Annotated in this window: 13 protein-coding genes and 1 pseudogene; 7 read left to right on the forward strand and 7 right to left on the reverse strand. The window is 66.2% G+C overall.

What is annotated here, in order from left to right:
• Positions 1-108: 108 nt before the first annotated feature.
• The 3 genes and pseudogenes from LGY53_RS12260 to LGY53_RS12270 form a co-directional block, all read left to right on the forward strand.
• Positions 109-1,080: pseudogene (locus LGY53_RS12260) on the forward strand (ferredoxin reductase); the annotation flags it as partial.
• Positions 1,081-1,111: 31 nt separating this feature from the next.
• Positions 1,112-2,260 carry an acyl-CoA desaturase gene (locus LGY53_RS12265; RefSeq protein ID WP_225726799.1) on the forward strand — a complete coding sequence of 383 codons (1,149 nt, stop codon included), beginning with the start codon at positions 1,112-1,114 and terminating at the stop codon, positions 2,258-2,260.
• Positions 2,261-2,305: 45 nt separating this feature from the next.
• Positions 2,306-2,638 (forward strand): hypothetical protein, encoded by a 333-nt coding sequence (locus tag LGY53_RS12270; protein WP_225726800.1) that lies wholly within the window; start codon positions 2,306-2,308, stop codon positions 2,636-2,638.
• Here the strand turns inward: LGY53_RS12270 and LGY53_RS12275 are convergent, their stop codons facing one another.
• Complete coding sequence (locus LGY53_RS12275; RefSeq protein WP_225726801.1) at positions 2,639-3,160, reverse strand: DUF4254 domain-containing protein; 522 nt, start codon at positions 3,158-3,160, stop codon at positions 2,639-2,641.
• 399 nt (positions 3,161-3,559) lie between these two features.
• On the opposite strand from LGY53_RS12275, the gene LGY53_RS12280 reads away from it, so the two are divergent.
• Positions 3,560-3,880 (forward strand): hypothetical protein, encoded by a 321-nt coding sequence (locus tag LGY53_RS12280; protein WP_225726802.1) that lies wholly within the window; start codon positions 3,560-3,562, stop codon positions 3,878-3,880.
• 149 nt (positions 3,881-4,029) lie between these two features.
• Positions 4,030-4,725, forward strand: coding sequence for a DUF4389 domain-containing protein (locus LGY53_RS12285; protein ID WP_225726803.1), 696 nt, complete (start codon positions 4,030-4,032; stop codon positions 4,723-4,725).
• 26 nt (positions 4,726-4,751) lie between these two features.
• On the opposite strand, the gene LGY53_RS12290 is transcribed toward LGY53_RS12285, so the two are convergent.
• The 6 genes from LGY53_RS12290 to LGY53_RS12315 all read right to left on the reverse strand — a co-directional run bounded on the left by LGY53_RS12290 (position 4,752) and on the right by LGY53_RS12315 (position 9,484).
• A complete protein-coding gene (locus tag LGY53_RS12290) occupies positions 4,752-5,621 on the reverse strand; it encodes an ATP-binding cassette domain-containing protein (protein WP_255664636.1) in 870 nt (289 codons plus the stop codon).
• A gap of 112 nt (positions 5,622-5,733) precedes the next feature.
• Positions 5,734-6,549, reverse strand: coding sequence for an ABC-2 family transporter protein (locus tag LGY53_RS12295; protein WP_308102874.1), 816 nt, complete (start codon positions 6,547-6,549; stop codon positions 5,734-5,736).
• A complete protein-coding gene (locus LGY53_RS12300; RefSeq protein WP_225726805.1) occupies positions 6,542-7,366 on the reverse strand; it encodes an ABC-2 family transporter protein in 825 nt (274 codons plus the stop codon). Before LGY53_RS12300 ends, LGY53_RS12295 begins: the two co-directional genes overlap by 8 nt.
• Before the next feature lie 92 nt (positions 7,367-7,458).
• The gene (locus LGY53_RS12305) at positions 7,459-8,070 is read right to left on the reverse strand and encodes an NAD-dependent epimerase/dehydratase family protein (protein ID WP_225726806.1); all 612 of its coding nucleotides are present in this window, start codon (positions 8,068-8,070) and stop codon (positions 7,459-7,461) included.
• Positions 8,071-8,139: 69 nt separating this feature from the next.
• A complete protein-coding gene (locus LGY53_RS12310) occupies positions 8,140-9,162 on the reverse strand; it encodes a winged helix-turn-helix domain-containing protein (protein WP_225726807.1) in 1,023 nt (340 codons plus the stop codon).
• Between the two features lie 91 nt (positions 9,163-9,253).
• Positions 9,254-9,484 carry a hypothetical protein gene (locus LGY53_RS12315; protein ID WP_225726808.1) on the reverse strand — a complete coding sequence of 77 codons (231 nt, stop codon included), beginning with the start codon at positions 9,482-9,484 and terminating at the stop codon, positions 9,254-9,256.
• 373 nt (positions 9,485-9,857) lie between these two features.
• Between LGY53_RS12315 and LGY53_RS12320 the strand changes: the two genes are divergently transcribed.
• The gene (locus LGY53_RS12320) at positions 9,858-10,790 is read left to right on the forward strand and encodes a family 2A encapsulin nanocompartment shell protein (RefSeq protein WP_225726809.1); all 933 of its coding nucleotides are present in this window, start codon (positions 9,858-9,860) and stop codon (positions 10,788-10,790) included.
• Positions 10,762-12,630 carry a family 2A encapsulin nanocompartment cargo protein cysteine desulfurase gene (locus LGY53_RS12325; protein ID WP_225726810.1) on the forward strand — a complete coding sequence of 623 codons (1,869 nt, stop codon included), beginning with the start codon at positions 10,762-10,764 and terminating at the stop codon, positions 12,628-12,630. Before LGY53_RS12320 ends, LGY53_RS12325 begins: the two co-directional genes overlap by 29 nt.
• The last annotated feature ends 59 nt before the right edge of the window (positions 12,631-12,689 follow it).

Below are 12,689 nucleotides of genomic sequence, written 5' to 3' on the forward strand. Positions count from 1 at the left end.
AAAGACTGCGCCCGCCGCGACACTCCGGCCGCCGGAACGGAGCGGGCGCAGTGAAGGCGAGCCGTAGTGTGGCGCGGGGGGGGCGGCGCCCCCCCCCCCCCCCCCGGCTCGGTGACGCTCACGCTGCGGCCCACCCGGCGCTGGCGCGGCCACGCCGCAGGCCAGTTCGTCCAGATCGGCGTGGTGATCGACGGTGTGCGGCACACCCGCTGCTATTCGCCGATCGACCCGGAAGGGCTCGGCGACAAGCACATTCGGCTCACTGTCAAATCGCATCCCGGCGGGCTCGTCTCGCATCACCTCTACCGGAACGCCGCGCCGGGCATGGTGGTCGACCTGGCCCCGGCCTCGGGCGTCTTCCGGCTGCCCGAGCCGCGACCGGGCCGGGTGCTGCTGATCAGCGGCGGCAGCGGTATCACCCCGGTGCTCTCGATGCTGCGCACCCTGGCCGCCGAGGGCTATCGCGGCGAGCTGACCTTCCTGCACTACGCGAAATCGCCGGTGCACGTGCCGCATCGCGCCGAGCTGGAGTCGATTGCCAAGGCGCACGACAACTTCCGGATCGAGTTGCGCTATCCGCGACGTCATCCGGAGCCGCAGCGGGCGGACGCGCCGGTGGGTTGTACGGAGATCAGCGGCGGCGGGCATTTCGACTACGACGAGCTGACGCGGGTCGCGCCCTGGTTCGCCGACGCGCAGACCTACCTGTGCGGGCCGCCGGCGCTGATGGCGGCGGTGCGCCGAGTGTACGAGGCCGAGGAATTGGCCGATCGGCTGCACACCGAGGAATTCACCGTCGCGCTCGCACCGGCGCACGACGCCGAGGCCACCGGGACGGTGCGCTTCTCGGCCAGCGGCATCACCGCGGCCAACAGCGGAGCCAGCCTGCTCGAGCAGGCCGAATCCGCCGGTCTGACACCGGAATTCGGCTGCCGGATGGGAATCTGCTTCTCCTGCACCGCGGTCCGGCGCTCCGGTTGCACCCGCAACCTGCGCACCGGCGAAACCGACAGCGATCCGGATCAACCCGTCCAGCTGTGCATCAACGCACCGGTCGGCGATGTCGACATCGCCATCTGAGATCAGTCCGAAAACCGAAGGGGATGAACCGATGACAATTCTGACCGTAACCGAGGACGGACCGCTGGTCCTCAGCCCGCAGGACGTCGAGGAACTGGGCAAGGCGCTCGACGAGCTGCGCGCCCGCATCGTCGCCGACCTGGGCGAGCGGGATCGCGAGTACATCTACTCGATCATCAAGGCGCAGCGCGGATTCGAGATCGCGGGCCGCGGCCTGCTGTATCTCGGGTTCCTGCCGCCGTTCTGGCTGGCCGGCGTCGCCGCGCTGAGCCTGTCCAAGATCCTGGACAATATGGAGATCGGCCACAACGTCATGCACGGCCAGTACGACTGGATGCGTGAGCCCGGCCTGAATTCCCGTGAGTTCGAATGGGATACGGTCTGCCCGGCGGATCAGTGGAAGCATTCGCACAACTACATGCACCACACCTACACCAATATCCACGGCCGCGACCGCGACATCGGCTACGGCATCCTGCGGATCGACCCGGGGCAGAAGTGGAATCCCTACTACCTGGGCAACCCGGCCTACGCGTTCCTGCTGATGCTGCTGTTCGAGTGGGGCGTGATGGTGCACGACCTCGAGGTCGACAACATCCTGCAGGGCAAGCGGAAGTGGTCCGATATCAAGCGACTTGTCAAGGGTCAGTGGCGCAAAGCGGGCAGGCAGGTGCTCAAGGACTACGTGGTGTTCCCGCTGCTGAGCGGTCCGCTGTTCGTGACGACGCTGGCGGGCAATGTCACCGCGAACCTGGTGCGCAATGTGTGGGCGTACTCGATCATCTTCTGCGGCCACTTCCCCTCCGGCGTACAGACGTTCACCGAGGACGAGACCGCCGAGGAGACGCGCGGCGAATGGTACGTCCGGCAGATGCTCGGATCGGCGAACATCAGCGGCAGCAGGCTGTTTCACATATTGTCCGGCAATCTGTCCCATCAGATCGAACACCATCTGTTCCCGGACCTGCCCTCGAATCGTTACCCGGAGATCGCGCCGGAGGTCAGGGCATTGTGTGAAAAATACGGTCTGCCGTACAACACCGGACCGCTGCACCGGCAAATCGGATCGGTGTGGGCGAAGATCTTCCGGCTCGCATTGCCGGACCGGTTGACGCGAAGTGATTCAACTCCCGATGTTATCGTGATGCGTCAGCGGAAGGCGACCGAAGTGGGCGTGTGAATGGTGATTGGGAAATTCGAAAGTCGTAAGGATTTGATTCAGGAATTGACCGCCTCCGGGGCGCGTCATATCGGTAATATCGCCACGATCATCACGGGTACCGTCGCCGAGGTGACCAGGGAGATCGGCGAGTGGATCACCGACGCGATCGAGATGAACGAGGCGGCCGCGGCGGCTCGGCGCGACGCCGCGGCGCACGAAGTGGCTGTGCCGGAAGACGATTCGGCGCCGGACGCCGGAGCCGAATCGCCTGTTGACGGAAACGGCCACGGCGCCAACGATATTCGGGCCGAGTCGGCTGCTCCGGCGTCGGAGGTCCTCGACGCCGAGGTGGTCGATCCGGAGACCGAACGGCCGGATGAGCACCGGCCAGGGTGATCACCAGACCGGCAGTCTGCGCCGGTGCTCGGTCACGTCGGTGATCAGATCCTTGTAGCCGTCCGCCAGTTCGGCGAGCCTGCACCACTGCAGATGGACTTCCCCGTCGGTCTGCGGCCGGTGCGGCGTGACCCCCAAAGCCTGTTGTGCCGCAATCCATTTCGCGGCCATACGGTCGATGACCGCGCCGAGGGTCTCGGTGTGCAGCGAGGCCCCGGTGCGGTGCGGCACATTGGCCGCCACCCAGTTGTCGATGGCACCGACCAATTCGGCTCGGTGCCCGTCGATATCCTCGACCACTTGACTGCATTTGGCCACCAGCCCGCTCGGCGCATCGGGATCGTGTGCGGCGAGTAGCGCGTTTTGTCGTCGTTCATGGCATTCGACCAGTTCGCGGGCCGCTGCCAGCACTCGATGCTTGCGGCGATTCGGATCTTCTGGTTCCCGGAATGCGCGCAGTAGCGCCGACGCTGGCGGCAGCTCGCCGGCTCCGATACGGCTTTCGGCGTATTCGGTTGGCATGGTGCATACCCCTGCACTGTGGCTCTCGATTCGATACTTGGATGCGCCAGGGCCGAGGAGGATTTCGGGGAGGGGCACCCCTCGGCTCCGGCGCAGCCCCGAGTCCGAAGCGTCCCCCCATAGTCCACCAACACGGCAAAGTAACCGGGAAATCCGCGACGATGCGATGAGGAAGACGGCCCGAAAAATCGGGACTCTTTCAGGAAAGCGCGGTCGCCGAATCGGCGCAATAGTATGGTGTACGAACGCCTAAGCTGCCGGTAAATCGTTATCCTCCGTTACGGATCGGTCACACACCTGCCATCTTGGTGAGGGCGTCCTGATCGCGGAGCGCACCGGCAGCAATCGAGGCGGCAAGCCGCATGCGTCGACACCGTCGATGGGCTAGCCTCGATATTCGTGCCCGCCTACGTATCGTCGCCGGAGCTGCGTTTCGGATTCATGTTCGCCCTGGAAGACCCCGAGCGAATTGCGGAGGTCGTGCGCACGCTCATGGTCCGCAAAACGGTGTCGGTGTTCCGGATCGCCCGCCTCTCCGACGACGACGGTCCGCCCGAACGCTACGTGGTGAACTGGGCCGCGCTGCCGCAGGTCTCGATCACCACCGCGGCGCCGAGCCGGGAGGAACTCGCGGCCAACCGCACCATGCTGGTCAATGCGTTTCTCGGCGAGGACGGGGAAGTGAGCCTGTACTCGTCCCAGGGCGCCGCACCGAAATAAGCGGTTCGCACCGGAAACCCGGCGCAAGCCGTCGAACTGTTGGCGTGTCGGTACCGGAACGTGCCGATCAACGGTGTCCGGTTTGGGAGAATCTTGGAATTCCCAGCGGTTTGTCGCTCGACTCGAAAGCACCTGAAGGAGCGTCGATCATGCAACCCGACAACCCCGGTTACCCGGTCCGCGTCCGTGGCGATCTCGACCCCGCACTTTCGCGGTGGTTATGGCTGGTCAAATGGATTCTGGCGATTCCGCACTACATCGTGCTGATCTTCCTGCACATCGCCTACTTCGTGGTCACGGTGATCGCGTTCTTCGCGATCCTGTTCACCGGGAGATATCCCCGTGGGTTGTTCGATTTCAATGTCGGCGTCATGCGTTGGTCGTGGCGGGTGACCTTCTATTCCTGTAGCGCGCTCGGCACCGACAAATATCCGCCGTTCAGCCTGGCGGCCAGCGAGAATTATCCGGCCGATCTGGCCATCGACTATCCGGAGCGGTTGCATCGCGGGCTGGTGCTGGTGAAGTGGTGGCTGCTGGCCATTCCGCATTACCTGATCCTCGGCGTCTTCTTCAGCGGTCTCATGATCAACGTCGGCTACGACGATGATTCGGACGGCTGGCGTGGCATGGGCGTCCCGCTGATCTTCGTCGTGCTGCTGATCGCGGTGATCGCACTGCTGTTCACCAGGCGCTACCCCCAGGGCCTCTACGATTTCGTGCTCGGCATGAACCGGTGGCGGTACCGGGTGCGGGCCTACTCCTCGCTGATGACCGACGCATATCCGCCCTTCCGGCTGGATATGGGCGGCCGTGAAGCCGAAAACGCCGCTGCCCCAACCGAATAGCGCACGGCAACGGTCCGCCCGCCGGTTCACCCCCGGCGGGCGGATTCGTATATCCGGCGCACCACGTCCTCGATACCCGGCTCGTCGATGGACAGATCCCGCACCTCGGCCCGCTCCGATACGGCCGCGAGCAGCTGTGCGGCGGTGGTGATTTCGGCATCGAAGGCCAGGCGCTGACGCATCCCGCCCGCCTCGCTGGACAGCAGCCGCGCATCGGGGAGATCGTCGAGATCCGGTGTCGGCTCGGCGAGATCGACCACGAGCACCCGGCGCGCGCCGACCGTTCCGGCCAGCCCGGTGAGGGTGCCGTCGTAGACCAGCCGGCCGTGATCGACAACGAGCACGCGCTCGCAGAGCCGTTCGATATCGCCCATATCGTGGGTGGTGAGCAGCAGCGATGTGCCGCGTTCGGTCCGCTCGGCCCGCAGGAATTCGCGTAATCGCTGTTTGGACAGCACATCTAGGCCGATGGTCGGCTCGTCCAGGATCACCAGTTCGGGGGAGTGCAGCAGCGCGGCGGCCACCTCGGCGCGCATGCGCTGGCCGAGCGAGAGCTGACGCACCGGCGTGTCGAGGGTTTCGGCCATCTCCAATTGTTCGACGAGTTCGTGTGTGCGCTTGCGGGCCTGGTCCGGATCGAGCCGGTGGATGGCGGCCAGAATCGAAAACGATTCGCGCAGCGGCAGATCCCACCACAACTGGGAGCGCTGCCCGAAGACGACGCCGATCCGCCCGGCGAGCTCGCGACGCCGCCCGACCGGCTCGAGGCCGCAGGTGCGCACCCGGCCCGCGGTGGGCACCAGGATGCCGGTGAGCATCTTGATGGTTGTCGACTTGCCCGCGCCGTTCGCGCCGATATAGCCGACGGCGGAGCCCCTTTCGATGCGGAAGGTCATTCGGTCCACTGCGGTGAGGGTTTCGCGGCGGCGGCGCCAGCGGCGCGAGTCCTTGCGGTAGAGGGTGAATTCCTTTGTGAGATCTTCGATATCGACGATTGGTTCGGCCACGCTAGCCGCCCCCTCCCTGATAGTGCCGAGTGCCGCGCCGCCACAAACCCATGGCCACCAACCACACCCAGGCCGCGGCCAACGGAACGCACCAGGCCAACCAGGACGGCAGCAGCGCGGGACCGGGCAGGCGCAGCAGCGCGATGGTGGGCAGGTACGCGGTGAAGGCGACCGGAATCGCCAGGCCGAACACCAATTTCAGCGGTGTCGGGAATATTGAGGTGGGTTGGGCGGCGGCGAATGATCCGCCGTAGGTGAAGCTGTTGGTGAGTTCCGCGCCGTCGATGAGATAGAACTGCAGCCCGGCCGCGCAGACAAACAGGCCGCCGAACAGAACGATCCCCCCGACGAGGGTGAGCACAAGAAGCGCGAAAGATCTTGCGCCCCAGTCGATATCGTTGCGGATCAGGCCGAGTGCCAGTACGACCATCGCGACGGCGGCCCTGGCGAGGCGGCGCAGCGAGATATCGCTGGTGATCAGCTGCAGCAGCAGCGGCTGCGGGCGCAGGTGGAACGCGTCGAGCGTGCCCATCCGGATCAGCGTCGGCAGACCGTCCAGATGCCCGAAAACCACCTGGCACAGGGCGAATGCGGTATTGCTCAGGCCGAACAGCAGCAGCGCGCCGTCCAGGTCGAGGCCGCCGAGCACCCGCGCATTGTGGAAGATCACCCAGACCTCGGCGAATTCGACCAGCCCGATCAGGAATGCGCTGAAAACCTCGCTGAGGAAGGACAGCGGGTACGCCCGCTGGGAACGCATGCGCGAGCGCAGCACCGCAGCGTACGGGGTGAACCAAGTGCCGGACAGTTCAGCCACCCTGCACCTCCAGTTTGCGCCGGCCCGCCGCCAGTGCGATGCGCCCGAGCGTGCCCATCACCAACAACCAGAACACCTGGGTGCCAACGATTTCCAGTGCGGGCATGCCGACGATGCGTCCGGAGAACACGTCGATCGGCGCCTGCAGCATCGAGGGGAACGGGGTGGCGTGCGCGATGGTCCGCAACCAGGCCGGGAACATGTGCACCGGCACGAAGAGCCCCGCGAGAAACGGTCCGACGGTTTGGTACAGCAGCCGGACGCCGCGGGTCTCCACCACCCAGAACCCGACGAGGCCGACCAGGAACAGCGACAGGAACGAAATCATCACCGCCAGCACGATGCTCGCCGCACCCAGCAGATACGGCCCGACGGTTGTCGGCAGCGCGAGCCCGAACGTCAGCGAGCCGACCAGTACGCTGGGCACCCCGCGCGGCAGGATGGTCGCCGCGGCGCGACCGAGATCGGTTGCCATATAACTGAATTGGACATCGACCGGGCGCAGGAAGTCGATCGCGACGTCACCGTTGCGGATCCGCTCCATCAGATCCGTTGCCGGAGCCATGAATTGCAGTGCGCCCAGTAGCCCCTGTGAGAGCCACACATACGCCCCCATCGTTCCCTGGGTGTACCCGCCGAACGATCCGGCGGTCTGCACCGCCGCCATCATCACCGCGGCGCGGACGAATCCGAATACACAGTTGGTGGCCAGCCCGGCGAACATCGCCATCCGATATCGCGCCTGCCGCCGGAATCCGGCAACCACCAGCCGCCGGTACACCTCGATGCCATCCGCCCTGGCCAACGCCGCACCCATCCGACCCCTCCGCTCGGCAACGCACAAGCTATCCAGCCTAGGGTGCCGTGCCGGTCCGCGCAAGGTTCGGCGGGTGCGGCAGGATGGGTCCGCTACTCGCCGGTTTGTGAATGATGGTGGCCCGCAAGGGTCAACAGGTCGGCGGGCGCGCGGTGATCGAGGTTGTATATCTGATGCCGGCCGGGGTGGATGGAGTCGAGGGCGCGCAGGTGGGCGCGTGCGTGGGAATGGTCCGCATCGGGATTGTCCGATGTGACGAGGCAGCGCAGCGAGACGGCCCCGAGGCCGCAGCAGCGGGTGTAACTGGTTATCGCTCGCTCGATGGGGAGTTTTGTATCCGCAGGTGAATCGTAAGCCGTTGTCGTGCAGGAGAATACGAGCTTGCCGATACCTGCCTCGCTCATCGCGTCGAGCAGGGCGAGGGTGGCGCTGGTCGCGCTGTCCCACTGCCATTCCGGCTGCGTCGCCGACGAATCCGCGGCGAACTCGCCAGCGAAATGCAGCACCGCATCGAAACCTGCTGTGTTCGTGAGGAATTGGGCGATGTCGTGCAGTCGTACCGGCACCGACCTGACCTCCGGCGGAAATTGCCCGGCATCATCGGCCGCGGCATCCGCGACGACGACTTCGTGCCCGGCATCCGACAGCAGACGGACGACGGTATTACCGATGGCTCCGGCGCATCCGGTGACGAGCAACTTCATCGATCCGGCCTCCGATCGGGAACAGGTCTCGCACGGGAACGGGTCTTGGGTCTACCAGGGACTATAGGGCTATGCGGTGCGCAGGCCGGTATCGAGGTCCCCATCGAGCAGCGCGGCGCCGAGTCCGGTGAGCTCGTGCCGCATGGCGTTGCGCTGCCGCGTGCTCTCGATCAGCCCGGCCTCGCGCAGGATCGATGCGTGTTCGCTCGCGGTGGCGGGGGAGACGCCGAGTTGGCGGGCCAGCTCGCTGGTGGAGCAGCCGTCGGCGATCACCTGGAGCGCGGCGGCGCGGGTCCGGCCGAGCAGTGCGTTCAGCGCCTCGTTGGCCGGGCGCGGACCCCATGCCGCGGCCAGGTCGGCGATATCGCGCAGCGCCGGGATCACCAGCATCTTCGGCGCGTCCCGATCCACCGCCGAGTGCAGCACGAGCGGCCGCGGCCAGGTGAACAGCGACGGTATGAGCACCAGTCCGTGTCCGTGCAGGAATTCATCGTGGCAACTGGTGGACAGCAGCACCTCGAGCACCGGCTCCCGCCAGCGCACATGCGGTTGCAGCGTGGCGAACAGCGCCTCGACACCCTCGGTGGCCATCGTCCTCGCCCACCGGTCGGCCATTCCGTCGAGGTAGGACTGGACGTGTGCCCAGCGGCCCGCGAACGCGACCTCGTGGAAGTCCTGGACGGCGGTGGCGATGGTCCGGCGCACCGTGGCGTCCCGCTGCGTCAGCCCCGCCGTCCACGACGGCAGCGGCGGGTATCCGTCCCGCGCGCGATGTTTGACGGTGCTCGCGAGTTCGAGGCCGAGCTCGTCGCGGGAGGTGAGGTGCAGCGCCTCGATACCGGCGCTCATCGATCTGGTGCCCCGGGTCGGCGTGATGAGATCGACGAAATGCGCCTCGGGCGGGGCGATATCGGCGAGCACGCCGAAGTTCTCCGGAATGGCCCGCCGCACCTGACTGCGCCAGCCCGCGAACACCGTCGTATCGCGCCGCTGCAACTCCCGGCCCGCCAGCATGGTTTCGCCGAGCGCGCCCAGTGGCGCGCCGATCCGGATCCGCAGCAGATCGTGAGAGGTGAGGTGGATTCGTTTCATATGTTGTCTCGCCCCGTCGTGCCGCGCTCTGCCAAAAGCATCGCACAGCGATTCCGCTGGGGGTGATGGGTGGGCCGAAGGGTGGCCGCGGTCACCGGGGCCCGCGCCACTGCGCAGCGACCATCGGATCCAGCTGGGTCACCAACTCCGCCACCGTTTTCGGCACTGCGACGGGTTCGCACGCCGGTCGCTTGTACGTCCGGGGCCGACCGGAGCGCGCACCCTGCACCATTCGCAGCAACGCCGCCGACACCCCGTCGGCCGTATCCTCCATCGCCCGCACGACCCCGTCGCACTGTGGCACCGCCACATCCTTGATCATCTGTCAACTCCTGTTTTCGCTCCCGAACAGCAGCGTAAGGAGCGGTGGGCGGCGCTGGCACCCTGTTTCGGCTCAGGCCGAAACACCCGGCTCGGCGGCGGGAAAACGGTTGCTGCACAGTCGCGGATCGTCGGCCGGGCGGCTCGTGCGCGATCGGCACGGGTCCGATGCGACACGGTCGGCGGACGCGAATAGCCACATAGTTGCTTAATGCCCTGAATTCGGGAATTTGTGATACGTTCCGAACATCATCGGGCGCTTGTCGAGCCGTACGCGGCTCGGCCGTGCGACGCCCGCGACGGATTTCCAGGCTTCACGAATTCGCTTGTGCCGGACCCGCAGTGGTGTTCTCTGAAGAGAGCAAGGAGTGTCGATGACGCGCGCTGTACGACAACCGATGGCGCTTGGTGACGAGGCCGCCCGGCGGCTCGCCAATACCACCAAGACCGTGCCGCAGATGGGCACGATCACCCCGCGCTGGCTGGTGCATCTGCTGAACTGGGTGCCGGTGGAGGCGGGCATCTATCGGGTGAACAAGGTGGTGCACCCGGAATCGGTCGATATCCAATGCGACAACTTCGACGAGTCGCCGCTGCCGGATACATTTGTCGACTACGAAAAGCAGCCGGACGAATACCGGCTCAAGGCGGTGCACACCATCCTCGATGTGCACACCCGTGTTTCAGACCTCTATTCCAGCCCGCACGATCAGATTGCCCAGCAGTTGCGGTTGACGATCGAGGCGATCAAGGAGCATCAGGAAGGCGAGCTGATCAACAGCCCGGAGTACGGGCTGATCGCCAAAACCGCGAAAGACCAGCGGATTTCGACCATCGCGGGTCCGCCGACACCGGACGACCTGGACAATCTCATCGCCAAATGCTGGAAGGAGCCCGGCTTCTTCCTGACCCACCCGCAGGGCATCGCCGCATTCGGCCGGGAATGCACCCGGCGCGGGGTGCCGCCGCCGACGGTCAGCATGTTCGGCTCGCAGTTCCTGACCTGGCGCGGCATTCCGATCGTCCCGTCGGACAAGGTGCCGTTGGAGAAGGGTAAGACGAAATTCCTGTTGATCCGGACCGGTGAGGCGCGCCAGGGCGTCGTCGGTCTGTACCAGCAGGGGCTGGCGGGTGAGCAGAGTCCGGGGCTTTCGGTGAAGTTCATGGGCATCGATCGCAGCGCGATCGCGTCCTACCTGGTCTCGCTGTACTGCTCGCTGGCCATCCTCACCCCCGATGCGACGGCGCTGCTGGACGGCGCGGAGGTCGGCAAGTTCCATGACTACGCACCGCAGTACCGGAAGTGAGCCGGACGGCGCCGTCCCCGGTGTGGACGGCGCCGTTCCCGGCGTCGATGGTGTTGTGCTCCAGGCAGGTGATGTCGCGCTGCCGGGTCTCGATGGTGCGGTGCCGAGCTGGCTGCCCGACGAGGCGACGCTGAACCGGCTTGCCGGGGAGTTCTTTTCGGGGTTGCCCGGCGCTGCGCCGCAGCAGTTCGGCACCGAGGCGGTGCCGGGCGCGGACCGGTTCGGCCTTGTGCCGCAACACCTTTCGGCTCCGCCCGGACAACCGGCGCAGCCCGGCTTCGATTCCCGGCCGCCGACGCCCGGTCTCGCGGGCAGCGCGATCGAACCCGAGGTGCCCGAGGGCATCGCCGGTGCCGACCCGTTCGGCGTTGTGCCGCAAGAGGTTCCGGAGTACGCGCCGCGTGTGCCGACGCCCACCGGGTTCGACACTGCCATGCCCGCCCTGCCGATCCCGGCGATCGCCTCCGCGCCGCGCCACGCCCAGTCCGCCGGATTCTACTTCCTCACCGAGCCGAATCCGTATCGTGCTGCGGCGCCGGCGAATTCGGCACCGGATTTCTATTTCCTCGACGGCGCTTCCGAGCGCCGCCGGGTGGCCTGGACCGATCGGCATCCGATCTTCGATGTGCACACGGTGCGCCGGGATTTCCCGATCCTGCAGGAGCGGATCAACGGATATCCGCTGGCCTGGTTCGACAATGCCGCGACAACGCAGAAGCCGCAGGCGGTGATCGACCGGCTGAGTTACTTCTACCGGCACGAGAATTCGAATATCCACCGGGCCGCGCACGAGCTGGCGGCACGGTCCACCGACGCGTACGAGAACGCCCGCGCCATCATCGCCCGCTTCCTCGGCGCGGCGTCGGCCGAGGAGATCGTCTTCGTGCGCGGCGCGACCGAGGGCATCAACTTCGTCGCACAAACCTGGGGCCGCAAGCATATTCGCGAGGGCGACGAGATCCTCATCTCGCACCTGGAACATCACGCGAATATCGTGCCGTGGCAGCTGCTCGCCGCCGAGACCGGTGCGCTGTTGAAGGTGATCCCGGTGGACGATACGGGACAGCTGCGCATGGACGAGTACACCAGGCTGCTCTCCGATAAGACCAAACTCGTTGCGGTGGCCCATGTTTCGAATGCGCTCGGCACCATAACGCCGGTCGAGGAGATCGTGGCGCAGGCCAAGCGGGCCGGTGCGGTGACGCTGATCGACGGCGCACAATCGGTGCCGCACACCAGGATCGACGTCACCGGACTCGGCACCGATTTCTTCGTCTTCTCCGGGCACAAGCTGTACGGGCCGACCGGAATCGGCGCGGTGTACGGCGCGGCCGACGTGCTGCGTGATCTGCCGCCATGGCAGGGCGGCGGCAATATGATCACCGATGTCACGCTGGAGCATTCGACCTATCAGCCGCCGCCCGCGCGTTTCGAGGCGGGCACCGGAAATATCGCCGATGCGGTGGGTCTCGGCGCGGCCATCGAATACGTCGAACGCATCGGCATCGAAAACATCTCGGCCTACGAGCATTTCCTGCTCGAGTACGCCACGGCGGGGCTGCGCGAGGTGCCGGGGCTGCGGCTGATCGGCACCGCCGAGACGAAGGCGAGCGTGATGTCGTTCGTGCTCGACGGCTATCAACCCGATCAGGTCGGCCGGGCGTTGAACGAGAAGGGCATCGCCGTGCGCGCCGGACACCATTGCGCCCAACCGATTCTGCGGCGCTTCGGACTGGAGGCGACGGTCCGGCCGTCGCTGGCGTTCTACAACACCTGCGCGGAGGTGGATCGGCTGGTCGCGGCGCTGCACCAGCTGGCGGCCGACGCCGGGAACCGGTAACGCCGGTAACGGTCGGTACCGGCGACAGGACACGCGCGGTGGCGAGTAGAGTCCGCGCT

Source organism: Nocardia sp. JCM 34519.1, from assembly GCF_020361265.1.
GTDB lineage: Bacteria > Actinomycetota > Actinomycetes > Mycobacteriales > Mycobacteriaceae > Nocardia > Nocardia arthritidis_A.